Here is an 18,343-nt window from a genome sequence, read left to right as displayed (position 1 = left end):
GGCAACGACTTGGCATTGGAGTGAACAAGAATTATCAGATATCAAAGCACCATTTTCAGAGTCATTTGATACCAGTGCCAAATCGGGTGATGGCGTAGAAAATATGTTCTCATATATTGCCAAAATAATAACGGGGTGATGATAAGTATGGATACTTCACTATTTCATGATCTAGGATTGCTAGATTGCGTGATCTTTAAGCGCATAAAACTGAATAAATATGAAGTTCTATATAATACTCAGGATTGGTTGTTTGAACTGTTGCCAGAGACAAAGAGTAAAAGTCACTTTGAATTTGCTGATAGCTCAATATATTTAGAAGATTTTCTAATTGATGCTGAAGCGTTATGGACATCAAAGCGTTCTGGCTCTGTAGACTCTGGTATTTGGACTGAAACTTTATCCAATAGAGAATTACTGCAACTCGAAGCTTCAGCCGTAATTTGTAATGAAAACAATTATTTAGTTTTACATAAACTCAAAGATAAATTTCATCAAAAACAACAAACCTTACAAATAGCGAGAGAGTTACTTTTTAGCAACGACAAAATTACCGAACAACACGAACACCTTCATGCACAAATGGATGAGTTGCTCAGTGAATCACAACGCTCTAAAGCTTTTCAACAACCTATAATCCAAGCTTTAGAACAAACAGACTTGGGAGTCGCTATTCTGGATCCTAACTTACAGTTAGTAAAAGGTAATCCAGCTCTGCAAATTTTATTCAATGACTCTCATATTGAAATAAAGCTACCTGTTGATAGGTTAATACTCGAATTGTTTAAAAAACAGTATCCAGAATATGAACGAATTTTTACCACTAAAAGTGCATGGACAGGCGAGTTATGCTGGTTAAACCCTCCAGAGCAAGGAAAATGGCTCAAAGTAGCTATCCATCCGATAAAAAATGCCAACCAAGAATTACAATATTGGATGTTTAGTGTTAGCGATGTCACACAAATCAAATTTTTATTAAAACGGAATGAAAAGTTAACCCATTTCGACGTATTGACTGACTTACCGAATAGGCAATATTTCTGGCAACAACTCGAAAACAAAATCAAAAAGAATCGCCCCTTTTATTTGCTTTATATTGATATCAAACATTTTAAACGTATCAATGAAGTTCATGGCCATATAGTCGGTGACCAACTCATTGGGGATCTTGCTAAACGTCTGCAGTCGGTTACACGAGCTGATGATTATATTGCTCGCATTGGAGGAACCGAATTCGCCATCATTATGGAAATAGACCATTTTCATAAACATTTTTATTCATCTGAACAAACTCAGTGTAAAAACTTCGTTAGTGAGCTCATTAAAACCAGCTCGTTACCTTTTTATTTGGAATCTGGTAGCCAATGTGAAGTAGGATTAAATATTGGCGCCTCTTCATTCCCGGTAGATTCTTCTGATGCAGAAGAATTAATGAAATATGCAGATCTTGCGGTATTTGCCGCCAAAAAACGTACAAAAAGTAGTTTAGAGTTTTACTCTAAAAAATTAGTGGATGCATCTTTAAAAAGAATTGAAATGGAAGATGCGCTTCAAAAAGCAATAACCAACAACGAATTTGAATTATTTCTACAGCCTATTTTGGATATTAGCACCGGCAAAATGGTTAAAGCTGAAACTCTTATAAGGTGGCGACAAAGTAATGGTGCATTAATTTCACCGGAAGAGTTTATTCCACTTGCAGAACAAACTGGGTTAATAGTCCCGATTGGTAAGTGGGTATTCAGTGAAGCCTGTAGATTTTTGAGCGAACTGCAAGATAATAACCAACAGATAAAGTTATCTGTTAATTTATCTCCTAGGCAAGTAGCAGACAGACAACTGTTCGACTTCATAAAAACCACATTAACCCAAAAAGATATTTCCCCAAAATGGATTGAGTTAGAACTTACCGAAGGGGTGCTGATAGATAACTACGAAAAAGTTCACTTTTTACTCACTGAACTCAGAACACTTGGCATTAGCGTTTCGATTGATGACTTTGGAACAGGGTATAGTTCATTATCATATTTACAAAAACTACCTATTGATCATATTAAAATTGATCGTTCTTTTACTATGTCTTTAAGTGAAAACCAACAAGACGAAAATGGTAATTGCGCTATTATTTTAGCGGTAATTGCCATGGCAAAAAGTTTAAAGTTAGGTGTTATCGCAGAGGGAGTGGAAACTAATTCTCAAAAAGAGTTTTTGTTACGTAACCATTGCCACATAGCCCAAGGGTATCTTTTCAGCCGACCACTGCCATTTGCAGAATTTTGCAAACTCATCAACGCTGAAGAAATTAGTTAAATTCTAGACAAGAATTTGACACTCAAAGCCCGATTTTAAACACTCTACACATTGGTCATTCGCAACCCCTGCTATATGTAAGCTTCAGAGTTTTGGCACCATAAATGCTAGTTGGTAAATTAAAAACACTTACTAAGGGGATTTATGGTTAAGTTTAAACACTCTTTATTAGCGCTAAGTTTGCTTTCTAGCCTTACCACAGCTGAGACAACAACTTATCAATCTATTGCAAATGAGCTATCACTTAATAGCGAAGGTGATGTGCAAGTAAAAGTATTACTGGTTAATGAGACGGATGAAATCCTTTGTAGTGACGATAGCTACGATTTTATATTTAATATAGAGAGCATTACGGCACAAAAGTGGTATGACACGCTGCTACTTTCTAGAAACGCCAACAGCCTAGTAGATTTCATTTATGACAATGAAACGTGTTCATTATCGGCGCTAAAATTACCTAAATTATATGAACATGGCGACAATGTCACTGAGCCAGGAAAACAATTAAAGGAAACTGGAGAGTTCGGAAATGTTGCTCTAATTGGTAGCAATGTATTAACTCTCGAAAACTACTCTACAAACAGCCACTACGGTCAAGATGGTGCAGCTTCAGCCTTCGATGGTTATACTTATTCAGTCAAATCAAATGTAGATTCAAGTGACAAAATTGGTAGAGGAATATGGTTATATAGAATTTCTAGTGACTCCGATGAGAATGATTTAAAACCTTGGTTACAAGTTGATTTTAATAAAAACGTAACGCTTGTAGGACTAGCAATATTCATAAACGAGCAGTCTCTAAAACTAGGGCGAAGTCCTCGTAATGCAACTTTGTATACCTCTATTGATGGAGTAGAATTTGACGAAGTTGAAAACCTTACTTTCTCATTTGAATCTCCAGCTGGAGGTAATTTTTCTAGCCCAATCACTGCAAGGTATTTCAGGCTTGCCATAGAAGACAATTATGGCGATTCACGATTTATAGAAATTGACGAATTGGAATTTTATCAATAACTGACCTCCGCTTAGTCAAACTTCTATCCCCAATAAAAAGCGCCTTGATAGGCGCTTTTTCAGTTTATGAGTAAATGATTATTTACTTACCTTTTTGTTTCTTCATGTATCCGAAGAAATCACTGTCTGGCTCTACAACCAATACATCTTGTTTACTGCTAAAGCTCCTTTTGTATGCATCCATACTTCTTAAAAAGCTATAAAACTCAGGATCTTTGGTATAAGTTTCTGCATAAATTTGTGCAGCTTGAGCATCACCTTCACCCTTTAGCTTACGCAAATTACGTTCCGCATCAGCTAACATTACAGTAACTTTAGCGTCGATCTCAGCTTTAATAAATTCAGCTTTTTCTTTACCTTCAGAACGATGTTCTCTAGCAACCGCTTCTCGTTCAGTACGCATACGTTGGAATATAAAGTTACGTACTTCTGGTGGTAAGTTAATCTGTTTAACTCTGACATCAACAATCTCGATACCAAGTTCATCAGAACTAGTAGACGCTTGTGCCATAGCTTCATCCATTAACTCTGAGCGTTCACCGGATACAATTTGTTGAATAGTACGAGTACCAAATTCTGAACGTAGACCATTATTAACTTTCTGTTGTAATAACACTTCTGCGCTGCTTTTAATGCCACCAGTGGCTAAGTAATATTTAGCAAAGTCTTTAATTTTCCACTTAACATACAGATCAACAATTAAGTCTTTCTTTTCAGAGGTTACAAAACGATCTGGCACTTCATCCAAGGTTTGAATACGCGCATCTAATTTTACCACGCGATCAAAAAACGGTAATTTAAAGTGTAAACCCGGTGCAAACACAACGGTTTCACCATCGTCACCTCTTTGTACTTTACCAAATTGGATGACTATGGCTTTATTGCCTTCTTCAACCACAAATAAAGCACTTAAAGTGAGTAGGCCTAAAGCCACAACAATAACAGCTATAAAATTTTTCATGACTTAGTTTCTCCCCGTGCGAATTGTTGTACCACGAGAGTTTCTGATAGCGCTTGTTTCAGCGTTAGCATTAGCATCTTGGTTGCGTAACCCTTCTAATGTACTTCGAATGTTAGCTGGAATAGATGAGCCAGACTGACGCTCTAGTATTTTATCTAAAGGTAAATACATCATGTTACCCGTACCTTTTGTATCTACTAAGATTTTACTTGTATTAGAATAAACTTCTTCTAACGTTTCTAAGTAGAGACGACTACGCGTGACTTCTGGCGCAGCTGTATATTGAGGTAATAATTCTTCAAAACGAGCTATTTCACCTTGCGCTTCTAGGGCTACACGCTCTTTATAAGCTTGTGCATCCTGAGCCATACGGTTAACTTGTCCACGAGCTCTTGGTTCTATTTCTCTTGAATAAGCTTCTGCTTCATTGATGAAACGTTGTTCATCTTCTTGGGCGGCAATTGCATCATCAAACGCTTCTTTCACTTCTTCTGGTGGTCTAGCGTCCTTGAAGTTCATATCAACAATAGTTAACCCCATATCATATGACTCGATGATACTAGTAAGTTCTGCACGCACTTCTTGCCTTGCCGTTTCACGGCCAGCAGTAAGCACACTATCCATCTTAGAATGTCCAACGACATAACGAATGGCACTATCAAAAGCTTGGCTTAAACTTTCTTCAGGGCTAGTCACAGCAAAACTATATTTATACGGTTCAGTAATTCTATATTGAACTTCCATTTCAACTCGAACAACATTTTCGTCTTCCGTTAACATAGATCCAGATGATGGCATTGAGCGTACTGTTTGCACATCTACAGGAAGGACTGAATCAATAAAAGTTGGTTTCCATTGCAAGCCTGGCTCTACAAAATGGCTAAACTCGCCAAAACGCAATACAACACCTCGTTCAGCTTCTCGGACCGTATAGATACCACTAAGTCCCCAACCTATTAGTAATATACCAACAATAACCGCAACGCCTACACCACCTAAACCTTTACCGTCATTAGATGAACCGCCGTTACCACCACCAAACTTGCCGAATTTCCCCATCAAGTTTTTAAAGACCTCGTCTAAATCTGGTGGCCCTTGATTTTTGCCACCTTTATTTTTCCAGGGATCATTATTGTTACCACCGGGCTCATTCCAAGCCATCTTCACTCTCCAAATAGTTAATTCAATAAGTATACGAATATTTTATATTTATCGATCTGTTTATTACTATCAATAAACCAATCTAATCTTTTACTATGTACGATTCTAGATTTTCATCTACTCGTTTTATCAATCTTTGCCAGTCGCTTTGTTCCATTCGAATATCAACTAGCCAATTTCCATTTTCAGCATAACCTTGTTCGACAATACAATTCATATCGAAAAACACACCACGCAAATTACCTTTTTCTGGGGGTATCGACAAGTTATGTTGCACCATATTTTCCGATAAACACTCTGTTATTGCAGTTAGCAATAACTCGATCCCTAAACCTTGTTTAGCAGATACCCAAACTCGGATCGGTGTGCCTTCATCATCCCTATCGATTTTAGCCTCAACACCTTCCATTCGATCTATTTTATTACATACCACCAGCTGTTGAATATCATGAGCATCAATTTCTTCTAGCACTTCGTTAACTTGGTCAACATTTTCTCTAAATTGATCATCTGCATAATCCACCACGTGTAATAATAGATTGGCTTGCTGCGTTTCTTGCAACGTTGCTTTAAATGCTGCTATTAGATCATGGGGGAGGTGTCGGATAAAACCAACCGTATCAGCAAGAATAGCTGACCCAACATCTTGTAACTGAATCTTTCTGAGCGTGGGATCTAATGTTGCAAACAGTTGATCGGCCGCATATACCGCAGAATTTGTCATTTCGTTGAACAAAGTCGACTTTCCAGCATTGGTATAGCCAACTAAAGAAACTGTGGGTATTTCAGCTCGAGTTCTTGCCCGACGCCCCTGCTCTCTTTGTTTTTGAACTTTTTCTAATCGTCGAAGAATGCTTTTAATTCTAGCTCGCAGTAATCGTCTATCCGTTTCTAATTGGGTTTCTCCAGGTCCACGCAGACCAATACCACCTTTTTGTCTTTCTAAGTGTGTCCAACCTCTTATCAAACGGGTACTAATATGCCTAAGTTGAGCTAACTCGACTTGCAATTTACCCTCATGAGTTCGGGCTCTTTGAGCAAATATATCGAGAATAAGGCCGGTTCTATCCAATACTCTGCATTTGCAAAGTTCTTCCAAATTACGCTCTTGAGAAGGAGATAAACTGTGATTGAAAATGACAATGTCGGCTTGCTGGGTTCGTACGGCATTAGCAATTTCTTCTGCCTTACCGCTACCAACAAAATATCTAGCATGAGGTGCTTGGCGAGAACCAGTCACTACATCAATGGCGTTTACACCAGCAGAAGAAACCAATAGCTGAAGCTCTAATAAATCTTCTTTACTATTTTCATCTGAAAAATCTACATGTACTAAAACAGCTTGTTCACCTGCTTCATAACGGTCAAACAAGCCGCTCTCCTATACCTTTCAATAATTTAGCTTTCGTCTGTTTCCGATTGGCCTGCAGCAGGCATAGGAATCGCTCTAGACGGAACAACAGTTGAAATAGCGTGCTTATACACCATTTGGCTCACTGTGTTTTTGAGTAAAATAACAAATTGGTCAAATGATTCCACTTGTCCTTGTAGCTTAATACCATTCACTAAATAGATAGATACAGGAATACGTTCTTTTCTTAACGCATTTAGGAACGGGTCTTGTAGAGATTGCCCTTTTGCCATGATTTTTCCTTTTTATTATAATGATTTACCACTAATTTTGATTATACAGAAAATCAATTGCCTGTATAGACTAGACTATAGTTGAATTTGACTATGTTTAATCACTTTGGATAAATTGTCTTTTGCGAAGGTATCTAAGGTGTAAATATTCTCCCACCCCCTCAACCATGTTAATTGTCTTTTAGCCAACTGGCGCGTAGCAGCAATTGACCTAAAACGCATTTCATCAAAATCAAATTCACCATCTAAATATTGCCACATTTGACGATAACCAACACATCTAATTGATGGTAAATCCAAGTGTAGATCTGCCCTACTTTTCAAACGTTCAACTTCCTGTTGAAAACCAGCATCTATCATCAACTGAAAACGTTGAGCAATACGCTCATGCAATACAGAACGATCTTGAGGAGCTATGCTGAATTGTCTTATGTCGTAAGGTATAGGTGCAGATTTAGTGGCCATTAAATCAGTCATAGAACGGTTACTTAATGTATAGACTTCTAACGCTCTAATTAATCGCTGAGGATCATTGGGATGAATACGTTTAGCTGACACCGGATCAATTTCTGCCAATTTGTCATGCATTGCTTGCCAACCTAAATCAGAAGCTTGTTGGTTAATTTCTTTCCTCACCTGAGTATCTGATTCAGGTAGTGGCGACAAACCATCCACTAAAGCTTTGTAATACATCATAGTACCACCCACCAGTAGCGGAATGTTTCCCCTAGCCGTAATACTTTCCATTACACTTAATGCATCCCGTCGAAATTCAGCGACTGAATAACTTTGTGCAGGATCCAATATATCAATCAATTGGTGGGGAGCACGTGTTAACTCTTCCTGAGTTGGCTTAGCCGTACCTATGTCCATACCTCTATAGATCAAAGCAGAATCAACACTCACAATTTCGCATGGTAATTGTTCACTTAGCTGTATCGCTAAGTCGGTTTTACCTGATGCAGTTGGCCCCATTAAAAATAAAGCGGGTGATTTTGAAGAGGGCGTTTTTGAATCGTAATTAGTCATGCTCTTGAGCTCTATTTGATACCAATTGAGTTAATGGCACTTGTTTAGCAACCTTCTGTAAAGCTTGGATTATGTTTGTTGATTGACTTACAAATCGGCTCCATAGCTCATGAACTTGATTGTTAGATGTGATATTACTATTTTTAACGATAGATGTAAGCAAGCACTCACGTACATCTAAAGCACTATTCTTATTGCATTCCAATATATCGGTTAAAATCGCGGCCCATTGCAACTGCCTAAAGCCAGCTGGTACTTTTCGCAACAATATTCGATTAGGCGTCCAACCAATTTCAACACTATTTTCAAGCAAAGGTTGATATAGAATTTTTGCTTGAGCCAACATTTCCTCATTGCCATCAATAGACACTGGCATCAATAAGGGCTGGCTAACAGGCACAGATTCTTCAAATACATGCAACAATACTGCTTTGTGAAGGTCAGCCACTTTTAGCATATAAAAATGCGTTTCAATGCTCACTAACATATGTTGTTCATCTAACTTAAGCCACTGACCCGCTTCAACACTATTAATGATAGGTTCAGAAGGTTGCATTAAGTTTTGATAATTTTTATGAGCTTGTGGCGCTACCTGGGCTGTTTGCGCTCTCAGTGAATTGGATACACGATTGGTTTGATTGTTATTTGTAACATTTTGAAAGCCTGATTCGGGCAAAGTATAAGCACTCTGTTTTTCACCAGTATAAGACTCTCTCTCACTTGCTCTTGGTTCAACATTTCCTTCATTAACACGCAACGGCTGAATGTAATCGTGCTTAGGTTCTATTGGCTTCAGAATATTTAGGTTTGTAGGTACTTGCTCTTCCTGAAAATATTGTTTTAGGCCATCTGCTAACGCTCGATATATAAAATCATGCACGAGTCGAGCTTGGTGAAATCTCACTTCATGTTTAGCTGGGTGCACATTCACATCAACATGCGTAGGCTCAATAGTTAAATATAAAACGTAAGATAAGGAAAACTCAGTATCAGCGTAATCCTCAATAGCCTGACGAATAGCATGGTTAATTAGCTTGTCACGCATTACTCTGCCATTCACATAAAAATATTGAAACTCATTACTATTTTTCGATGTGCTGGGTGGCACTAGCCAACCTTTAAGTTCAAAATCTTGATATTGGCTATTTAACTCAATACTTTGTTCAGTAAATTCTTTCCCACAAATAGCAGCAACTCGTTTTAATCGTTGCTTTTGCATAGCAGGATATTTACGTAATAATTTACCATTATGCTTGAGCGTTAAACTGACATCAAAACGACTCAAAGCGATACGCCTTACCACTTCATCTATATGAGCAAATTCAGTTTTTTCAGTTTTCAAAAACTTACGTCTTGCTGGCGTATTAAAAAATAAGTCAACCACATCAACACTTGTACCATTCGGATGAGCCACAGGGTTTAGTTCAACTTGCATGTCCCTACCTTCACAATGAGCTTGCCAAGCTTGCTGTTGGTCTTTAGGTTTGGAGCTTAGCGTCAATCTCGCTACCGAGCTTATACTAGCAAGGGCTTCTCCTCTAAAGCCTAAACTACAAATAGCTTCTAGGTCGTCTAAACAGCTTATTTTACTGGTAGCATGTCGACTTAACGCTAATGCCAATTCATCTTTAACAATACCCGAACCATTATCACGTAATAAGATGCGCTTATGCCCGCCTTTTTCAATTTCAATCTCGATGTGTGTCGCACCAGAATCTAAACTATTTTCAACCAACTCTTTAACAACAGAAGCAGGACGCTCAACAACCTCTCCTGCAGCAATTTGGTTGGCTAATCTAGCGGGTAGTATTTGAATTGGCAAAGTATTGACCTTGAATGAAAAGCGGAATGGTTATTCGTATTAAGTACGAGGAATTGTCAGCACTTGACCAATTTTCACCACATCAGAACGCAGGTTATTGACTTGTTTGAGCTGACTAAGTGACACATTATAACGTTGTGCCAACAATGATAAAGATTCACCGCTACGTACTTTATGCGTTCGCGTTTCTTGTTTCCACTTAGCCCATAACGAACCGTCTGGTGGAGAGCTTTTAAAATGCTCTTTTATGCCTGAAAAAATAGATTGCGCTAGTTTTTGACGATAAGCTGACCAGTTAAGGTTTTTTTCTTCTTTGGGATTGGAAATAAAACCCGTTTCAACCAAAATAGATGGAATATCTGGCGAGGTTAGTACGGCCAAACTCGCCGCTTGAGGCGTCTTTTTGTGCATTTTAGTCACTCGGCCTAATTGTTTAATCACATCTCGACTTAAATCGTAACTGGTCGTTAAAGAGTGGTCCATAGACATATCTAACAAGGCTTCTGCTAGGTAACGCTCATTAGCAGTGTTTTGGATAACTTCTGCCGCTCCACCTAATAACTCAGAATGACGTTCTGTTCTTTCAATCCAACGCCCCAATTCACTGTTTGCCCGCTTCATTGATAACACCCAAACAGAAGCGCCACTAGGCTGAGGGGTAGTAAACGCATCAGCATGCACTGACACAAATAAGTCAGCTTTATGTTTCCTGGCGATTTGTGGACGGGCATTTGGTGAAATATAATAATCACCTGTACGTGTCATTATGGCCTTTAACCCTTTTTCTTTATTAATTAGCGTCGCTAAACGCTTGCTAATACCAAGGGTCACATTTTTTTCATAACTTTTTGAAGGACCAATAGAGCCAGGGTCTTCACCACCATGTCCCGCATCGAGCACAATAACAATGTCTCTATTATTAGAAGATTTAGCATCGAGTACAATTTGAGGAGCCGTTGGAGCACTGGTGTCAGTAAAGTCGATAACTAATCTATTGCCATAGGGTTTAGTAGGCTGCAAAGCAAAGACATTTTTATCTAATTTTTTGGACAATTCGATGACAACTCGAATTGAATTAGCATTTTTAGCCTTACTATATCGAACCTTTTTAACTAAATTGCTCTCATTATTTACTTTAGAAAAATCAAAGTTTTTAGCGGTATTCTCAATATCCAAAACTAAACGCTCTGGATTAGCTAAAGGAAAATAAGTAAATTTAGGTGTATTGGTAAGATCAAAGACTAAACGCGTAGTATTAGGTGAAGGCCAGATACGTAAACCATCAATATTGTTTTGTCCTAATGCATTTTTAGCAAAACCAATATGACAGACCACTAGCAACATACCAGTAATGAATAGTTTCAATTTATTAGACCAAAATTTTTGCATTTTTTTATTCTACACTGCAATTGCATTAAGCAAGGTTAAACCTTTTTGAGTTAGTGCTTTTACCTTCAGTGCACGCCCCGCTTGTTTATATTCAATATTAATCTGTAAGTCTGCCGATGCCAATAGACCAGCGCCTTTATCTGGCCACTCAATTAGACAAATACAATCATCTGCAAAATAATCCCGAATTCCCATAAATTCTAATTCTTCAGGATCTGATAAACGGTAAAGGTCAAAGTGATAAACTTTCCATTCATCCATTTCATAAGGTTCAACTAGGGTATATGTTGGGCTTTTAACATTGCCTACATGTCCTAGACCTTGAATAAAACCGCGGCTAAACGTTGTTTTCCCAGCTCCCAAATCGCCCTCTAAATAAATCACCACCGCCTCTTTAACCTGTGCAGCAAACTTCTTTGCTAGGACAACAGTAGCGTCTTCATTACCGAGTTCGAATTGTTTTTCATGTAATATTGATGAGTTAGGAGATAAAAAGTTCATAAACCGTTAATAATCGCTCTTAAGGGGCTCAATAAGTCTGAAGCTATCATACCACGTTGCCCGTACTGTCTGGCAATTCTATCACCCGCTTCTGCATGAACGCACACTCCGTAAACAGCTGCTTGTTGTTCTGACATGCCTTGAGCTAGAAAGGCGGCGATTATACCGGTTAATAAGTCCCCCATTCCTGCTGTTGCCATCCCCGGATTTCCACCATTACATATCCAAGAGCATTGATTCTTAGACTTATTAGGTTGTGATTGAATTAATGTACCCGCACCTTTTAATACACAAGTCGCGCCAAATAAATTAGAGATCTTTTCACTGGCTAAGAATCGATCATTTTCCACGTCTTGAATACTTGTGTCCAATAACCTTGCGGCTTCTCCCGGGTGGGGTGTTAATATACATGCAGGCAGGTTGATCAATATTTTTTCAAAGTTAGATTTATCTTTTTTATTAGCCAGCAAATTTAGAGCATCTGCGTCAACCACAAGCGGCTTAGGGTTTACCGTTAAATATTTTAATAAAAGTTCTAGCTTTTGAGTCGCCCATTGGTCCTGGCCCAAACCGGGTCCTATGACCACACACGAACACCAATTCAGGGCGGCTTCTAAGTCTTGATATTGCAACATGATTTCCGGCCGGCCCGAAGCCACGTGCAAACCACTTGATTGATGACAATAAACCTTAACCAGCCCCACACCGGTTCGTAACGCAGACTCAGCGCTTAACCTTATTGCACCGGGCATTCCTTGGTTTCCGCCAATACACAGCACTTTTCCAAACGTGCCCTTATTGCCATTCAATGGTCTAGATTTAATGGGATCAAGTAATGACCAATTAATAAGTTGAGCATCCACTTTTGCTATTTTATAAAACTCACTTCCTACTGCTAAATCAGTACATTCTATTTGTCCACAATACTCCTTACCTTCTCCTGTTAGTAATCCTAACTTTGGTGCAATAAAGGTAACAGTAACATCCGCTTTTACACAAATAGGCATCGGTATACCCGTGTTTGCAACCATACCTGAGGGCACATCTAAACTCAGTACTGGCAGACCAGACTTATTCACCTTTTTAATAAGAGATTGAAAATTCTCTTTTACTTCACCTTCTACTCCCGTCCCTAAAATACCATCAATGACTAATTCGAAATCTGCAAATTCAATAGCTGCAAAATTTTTAATGTCACCTCCAAGGGCTAACCATTCTTGCTGCGCAATACCGGCATCTCCAGATAACCTACGGTCAATATTTTCGCAAAAAACACACACTTTCAAATCGTTTTGTTTTGCTAATTTAGCCACCACATATGCATCACCAGCATTGTTTCCATTACCAGCCACAATTGCCATTTTTTTTACTTGAGACCAATTGCGTTTTACCACTTCAAAAGCAGCTTCACCTGCGCGTGTCATAAGTTCAAACATACTGCAATTTGCCAATTCGGCTGCTTTAGGTTCAATACTTTTGACTTGTTCTGAACTTACCGCTTTGTATGCTAAAATCTCAGCCGCTTGCTCGTTCAACAGGTTTGGTAATGTCATCACTTAGCACTTCAGAATTATTGGGTTTAGCTGAAAATATCAAGGCTTGGGGCAAAGAGCTAGGATTTCAGCAAATAGGGATTAGTGATCTAGCCTTAGATCAACATGAAGAACACCTAAAAGTTTGGTTAGAAAAAGGGTATGCAGGAGAAATGAACTACATGTCAGAACATGGCATGAAGCGCGCAAGACCCAATGAATTGCTGCCTGGAACAGTTAGAGTAATTAGCGTACGTATGGATTACCTGCCTCCTGACGCACAATTTGCCAAAAATCTAAAAAATAAAAACTTAGCCTATATTAGTCGTTATGCGCTTGGTCGTGATTACCATAAATTATTACGTGCTCGGTTAAAAAAATTAGGTGAAAAAATTCGCACTGAATGTAGTGAGCTTAACTTTAGGCCATTTGTAGATTCTGCCCCAGTATTAGAGCATGCACTCGCTGAAAAAGCTGGAATAGGGTGGACAGGTAAGCACTCACTTACCATAAACAAGCAAGCCGGCTCATGGTTCTTTCTTGGCGAGCTATTTGTGGACATTCCACTTCCGGTTGATCAAAAAGTGACTGAGAATTGCGGCTCTTGTACGGCTTGTTTAACGATTTGTCCAACCCAAGCTATTGTTGAACCTTATGTCGTCGATGCTCGACGTTGTATCTCATATTTAACCATAGAACAAAAAGGCGCTATCCCAGAGAACTACAGGGAATTAATCGGCAACCGAGTGTATGGTTGCGATGATTGCCAACTGATTTGCCCCTGGAATCGATACGCCAACATAACCGACGAAGCCGACTTTCATCCACGAAAAAAACTAGCATCACAGGACTTAATCACACTATTTTCATGGGATGAAAATACATTTTTGAAAAACACCGAAGGCTCCGCTATTAGGCGCATCGGTTTTGAACGCTGGCAACGTAACCTAGCCGTGGGGTTAGGAAATGCCTCGTATTCACAGGTTATTATCGAACACTTAACTCAAGCTTTACCCTTGGCTTCAACATTAGTCGCTGAACATATCGAGTGGGCATTAACACAGCAAAAAAATAAAGCGTCAGATGAAAGACCCGCCACCAAAAGATTAACGCAAAGGTTAATCAGAAGTGTGGAAAAAGGTTTGCCAAGAGATGCTTAACTGCAACGGTTAAACGTAATCTCGTACAATTCTGCGTACTGAACCATGATATGAAGATATGTGCACATCTGGGTCAACAAAGTCTGCTGGGTAACCATACAAACCAAACAAATTTCCTCGGCTATGACTTATCACAACGGCAAAATTGGGGTGAGGTTCAATGTCTCCTCTAAAAGGATCCAAGATGGGTATGTTATATCGACCAAAATTCAGTAGGCCAATTTCTCTGCCATTCTTATAAATAATTTTGTCGAAAATTGGGTTTTCAATAATTGAATAAACGGCAAATTTGGGGATTTGAACAGTCACTCCCTGCCAACTTATTTGGATAATCTGTAATTCTTGCGCAAGTGATGATATTGATTTGGGTAATTCAAATGCTTTCATCATTTCCCCTTTCATTTCATATCGGCTTATTCAAAAGATAGGTGAAGTAAACAATGCTTGTCAAAAATTAAGATAATATTCTTTACATAAACTGCGATATTCAGTGGAATATTTTTCTTGGGAAGAGCCATATATATTGATGTAAGAAATCTTAGTGTTTTTGTTATTTCTACTCATTAATAATAAATAGCGGATCACTTTATCTTCAGCTCTAGCTTTCACTCTTAATTGTTTATTACAAAATAGCCCTAAGGTTTCGGCAGTAGCAATAAATTTATCAATTGAATCGTTAGGTAATACGCAATAAAAATGGCCGTTATTAGATAAGCTTCTAAGCACACTAACTATCAAATCTAAATGGGTTAATTCAGTGGTTTGCCGCGCATTGATACGTTGTGCATCCGTGTGCTTTTTGTTTTCAGTTTGATTAATAGGAAAATATGGAGGATTAGATACTATGACATCAAAAAGCTCATCCCCTTCAAGATCTTGTACAGCACAAGCTTCGAAGAATAGACGTTCTGACCATGGGCATACCTTTGAATTTTTATAAGCCTGTTCAATAGCTTGCTCATCAATATCAACACCAAGTATTTTAGAATCCCCTGATGACTTTTGAGCCAACATGATTGCCAACAATCCACTGCCAGTTCCGATATCCAATATATTTTTTGCTTCTGAAACATCCACCCAGCTACCCAACATAATACTGTCAGTACCGACTTTCATAGCACAGAAAGAGTGCTCTATATAAAACTGTTTAAATTGAAAGCCGCTCATTCTTTATCTTTAGCCAACGCACAAAGATTGCTATTTGATATAAGATATAACATAATTCGCTTTTAGATTTTAAAGCTAGGTAATTTGCACGTCTTCAAACCATACCCTCGCAATTAAGCTCTTATTCACCTTAAAAATTATTTGGAAGTTAATATGATTAAAAAACTCGTCTGCTTAATGCTGTGCAGCTTGAGTTCTAGCCTTGTACAAGCTAACGAAAACTCACTCAAAAGCCAAAACCTGTCAATAGAGCGTATATTTCAATCCCCTGCATTACAAGGCAGTACAAAAAAACAACTTGAAGTATCACCTGATGGACAAAGAATCACATTTTTACAAGGTAAAACAGATGACTACGAGCAATTAGACATATGGGAGTATGACATCTCCAGTGGTAAAACTCAGCTCCTCTTTGACTCTAATAACTTGCAGTCCGCAGCGGTAGCTCTATCTGACGAAGAAAAGGCCCGACGAGAACGATTACGTTTACGAGGAACTGGCATTGTCAGTTACCAATGGGCTAAAGATGGGAAATCATTACTATTCCCTCTTGGTGGGGACGTTTTCCATTATCCCTTGGGGACGGCCAATGCAAAACAATTATTGGATACCAAAGAATTCGAAACAGACATTAAGTTATCACCTAAAGGCGGTTTTTTATCCTACGTTAGAGAACAAAATCTTTTTATTCAAAACATGAAAAGCGGCCAAGAAACACAGCTTACTTTGGATGGAAAAGGCCCAATAAAAAATGCAATGGCAGAGTTTGTCGCCCAAGAAGAAATGAAGCGAATGACAGGTTACTGGTGGTCACCAGACGAAAAACGCATCGCCTTTATACGAGTTGACGAATCACCCGTTCAGCAAGTCACGCGAAGCGAAATCTACGCAGACTCAATAAAAATGATAACCCAACGTTATCCGAGCGCAGGTACAAATAACGTAACAGTTAAACTAGCTGTCCTCGAACTAGAAACCAAACAAATTGATTGGGTCGATTTGGGCGAAGAACAAGATATTTATTTACCTAGAGTGAAATGGATGGCGGATAGCCAAAATTTAACTTATCAGCTGCAAACTCGTGATCAACAAACGTTAAATTTAAACAGTTATGATGTCACAAACAAAACGCAGAAAACGCTGTTAACTGAAACCAGCAAAACTTGGATTAATTTACATAAAGATTTACGTTTTTTAAAAGACAAACAACATTTTATTTGGGCATCTGAGAGAACTGGATACAAACATCTTTATTTATATAAAAATAATGGAGAACTCGTTAAACCACTTACTCATGGCAAATGGGTAGTAGAGAAAGTCACCGCAATTGACGAAAAAAAGCAGTTAGTTTATTTTTCAGCTAATAAAGACGCGCCCATCGAACGTCACTTGTATAGCGTGTCACTTACAGACAGAAAATTAAATAAAATATCTCAAGGTAATGGCTCGCACTCTATTAGTTTTAGTCAAGATGCCAGTGTTTATGTGGACAGCTTTTCAACCACAAATACACCTCAACAGGTTAGTTTACATAAAGCCAATGGCGACAAAATCATTTGGTTAAATGAAAATTCAATCTCAAAGTCACACCCTCTTTACCCTTTTCAAAAACAATGGGTAAAGCCTGAAATATCTAGTTTTAAAACCACCGACGGAACTGAACTATTTTATCGTTTGTATAAACCTAAAAAACTTGAGGGCAAACATCCAGTTATTGTCTATACCTATGGAGGACCTGGCGTTCAAGTGGTAAAAAACAGTTGGCAGGGTAATCGTGGCCTACTCATGCAATATTGGGTGAGCAAGGGTTATGTGGTTTTCAGTGTGGACAACAGAGGCTCAAAATATCGAGGCCATGATTTCGAAGCGCCGCTTTATAAAGAAATGGGCGAAATCGAAGTGCAAGATCAGATTGAAGGTGTGAAATTCTTAAGAAAATTGCCTTATGTAGATCCTGCTAGAGTCGGTATTTATGGACATAGTTACGGTGGCTATATGTCACTTATGAGTATGTTTAAAGCTGGAGAGTACTTTCAAGCCGGTGTAGCTGGCGCACCTGTCACGGACTGGGCTTTATATGACACATTTTATACTGAGCGTTACATGGGCAATCCAAAAACAGAAAAAGCGGCTTATGAAGCATCTTCTGTATTTCCCTATGCTAAAGATCTAAAAGGTAAATTATTGATTTATCACGGTATGGCAGATGACAACGTGCTTTTTTCTCACAGCACCAAGTTATACAAACACTTGCAAGATTTAGCGATACCTTTTGAAAGCATGGATTATCCAGGTAAAAAACATGGAATGCGTGGTAAAAAAACCGGAACACACCTGTACAAAACGATAACAAACTTCTTCGATACACATTTTAATATGTGAGGAAGGCAGTAAAATTTAGCAACGCTCTTTTCACTGGAGCGTTGCTATTCTTTGACAGCTCTATGGCAAAAATAATACTAAGCAAACATATTAGTTGCTAACATTTTTTGAATACCGACTACGGTATCTTTTTTCAATTCTTTTTCAATTGGATCAGCTTGCCCCGACACCCAAATTTTAAGCTCAGCATCAAGGTCAAAGTGCCCAGCGGTTTCCACTTTAAACTGAGTGATAGCGCGGTACGGAATAGAATGATAATCCACTTTACGAC

Annotated in this window: 16 protein-coding genes; 4 read left to right on the top strand and 12 right to left on the bottom strand. The window is 38.5% G+C overall.

Going from position 1 to position 18,343, the window contains the following annotated elements; all coding sequences use genetic code 11:
• The first annotated feature begins 147 nt into the window (after positions 1-147).
• Both ACSHXM_RS16300 and ACSHXM_RS16295 read left to right on the top strand, forming a co-directional pair.
• On the top strand, positions 148-2,310 hold the full coding sequence (locus ACSHXM_RS16300) for a putative bifunctional diguanylate cyclase/phosphodiesterase (RefSeq protein ID WP_435690398.1): 2,163 nt from the start codon (positions 148-150) through the stop codon (positions 2,308-2,310).
• Between the two features lie 144 nt (positions 2,311-2,454).
• Positions 2,455-3,324, top strand: coding sequence for a discoidin domain-containing protein (locus ACSHXM_RS16295; protein ID WP_435690396.1), 870 nt, complete (start codon positions 2,455-2,457; stop codon positions 3,322-3,324).
• 82 nt (positions 3,325-3,406) lie between these two features.
• Here the strand turns inward: ACSHXM_RS16295 and hflC are convergent, their stop codons facing one another.
• The 9 genes from hflC to ACSHXM_RS16250 form a co-directional block, all read right to left on the bottom strand.
• Positions 3,407-4,285: a protease modulator HflC gene (hflC, locus tag ACSHXM_RS16290; protein ID WP_435690394.1), complete on the bottom strand. Its 879-nt coding sequence runs from the start codon at positions 4,283-4,285 to the stop codon at positions 3,407-3,409.
• Between the two features lie 3 nt (positions 4,286-4,288).
• The gene (gene hflK / locus ACSHXM_RS16285; protein WP_435690392.1) at positions 4,289-5,446 is read right to left on the bottom strand and encodes an FtsH protease activity modulator HflK; all 1,158 of its coding nucleotides are present in this window, start codon (positions 5,444-5,446) and stop codon (positions 4,289-4,291) included.
• A gap of 82 nt (positions 5,447-5,528) precedes the next feature.
• A complete protein-coding gene (gene hflX / locus ACSHXM_RS16280; protein ID WP_435690390.1) occupies positions 5,529-6,818 on the bottom strand; it encodes a ribosome rescue GTPase HflX in 1,290 nt (429 codons plus the stop codon).
• Positions 6,819-6,844: 26 nt separating this feature from the next.
• Positions 6,845-7,090, bottom strand: a complete 246-nt coding sequence (gene hfq / locus ACSHXM_RS16275; protein WP_435690388.1) for an RNA chaperone Hfq — start codon at positions 7,088-7,090, stop codon at positions 6,845-6,847.
• Between the two features lie 75 nt (positions 7,091-7,165).
• A complete protein-coding gene (miaA, locus tag ACSHXM_RS16270; RefSeq protein WP_435690386.1) occupies positions 7,166-8,119 on the bottom strand; it encodes a tRNA (adenosine(37)-N6)-dimethylallyltransferase MiaA in 954 nt (317 codons plus the stop codon).
• Positions 8,112-9,941: a DNA mismatch repair endonuclease MutL gene (gene mutL, locus ACSHXM_RS16265; protein WP_435690384.1), complete on the bottom strand. Its 1,830-nt coding sequence runs from the start codon at positions 9,939-9,941 to the stop codon at positions 8,112-8,114. The genes miaA and mutL overlap by 8 nt, the downstream gene beginning before the upstream one ends.
• Positions 9,942-9,980: 39 nt before the next feature.
• Positions 9,981-11,285, bottom strand: a complete 1,305-nt coding sequence (locus ACSHXM_RS16260; protein WP_435690400.1) for an N-acetylmuramoyl-L-alanine amidase — start codon at positions 11,283-11,285, stop codon at positions 9,981-9,983.
• Positions 11,286-11,339: 54 nt separating this feature from the next.
• Positions 11,340-11,831 carry a tRNA (adenosine(37)-N6)-threonylcarbamoyltransferase complex ATPase subunit type 1 TsaE gene (gene tsaE, locus ACSHXM_RS16255; protein WP_435690382.1) on the bottom strand — a complete coding sequence of 164 codons (492 nt, stop codon included), beginning with the start codon at positions 11,829-11,831 and terminating at the stop codon, positions 11,340-11,342.
• A complete protein-coding gene (locus ACSHXM_RS16250; protein WP_435690380.1) occupies positions 11,828-13,384 on the bottom strand; it encodes an NAD(P)H-hydrate dehydratase in 1,557 nt (518 codons plus the stop codon). Before ACSHXM_RS16250 ends, tsaE begins: the two co-directional genes overlap by 4 nt.
• Between ACSHXM_RS16250 and queG the strand changes: the two genes are divergently transcribed.
• Positions 13,378-14,523, top strand: coding sequence for a tRNA epoxyqueuosine(34) reductase QueG (gene queG / locus ACSHXM_RS16245; protein ID WP_435690378.1), 1,146 nt, complete (start codon positions 13,378-13,380; stop codon positions 14,521-14,523). The two genes, ACSHXM_RS16250 and queG, sit on opposite strands and share 7 nt — an antisense overlap.
• A 9-nt stretch (positions 14,524-14,532) precedes the next feature.
• On the opposite strand, the gene ACSHXM_RS16240 is transcribed toward queG, so the two are convergent.
• Positions 14,533-14,910: a hypothetical protein gene (locus ACSHXM_RS16240; RefSeq protein WP_435690376.1), complete on the bottom strand. Its 378-nt coding sequence runs from the start codon at positions 14,908-14,910 to the stop codon at positions 14,533-14,535.
• Between the two features lie 60 nt (positions 14,911-14,970).
• On the bottom strand, positions 14,971-15,690 hold the full coding sequence (locus tag ACSHXM_RS16235) for a tRNA1(Val) (adenine(37)-N6)-methyltransferase (protein ID WP_435690374.1): 720 nt from the start codon (positions 15,688-15,690) through the stop codon (positions 14,971-14,973).
• Between the two features lie 153 nt (positions 15,691-15,843).
• Between ACSHXM_RS16235 and ACSHXM_RS16230 the strand changes: the two genes are divergently transcribed.
• Positions 15,844-18,072 carry a DPP IV N-terminal domain-containing protein gene (locus tag ACSHXM_RS16230; RefSeq protein WP_435690371.1) on the top strand — a complete coding sequence of 743 codons (2,229 nt, stop codon included), beginning with the start codon at positions 15,844-15,846 and terminating at the stop codon, positions 18,070-18,072.
• 77 nt (positions 18,073-18,149) lie between these two features.
• Here ACSHXM_RS16230 and ACSHXM_RS16225 read toward each other — a convergent pair.
• Positions 18,150-18,343 (bottom strand): PH domain-containing protein (locus ACSHXM_RS16225; RefSeq protein ID WP_435690369.1); only part of this gene is annotated, 194 nt, incomplete at its 5' end.

The sequence above is a fragment of the Paraglaciecola sp. genome (assembly GCF_051252315.1).
Classification (GTDB): Bacteria; Pseudomonadota; Gammaproteobacteria; order Enterobacterales; family Alteromonadaceae; genus Paraglaciecola.
Note: the sequence above shows the minus strand (reverse complement) of the source record. Positions and strands in the feature narration are given on the sequence as shown.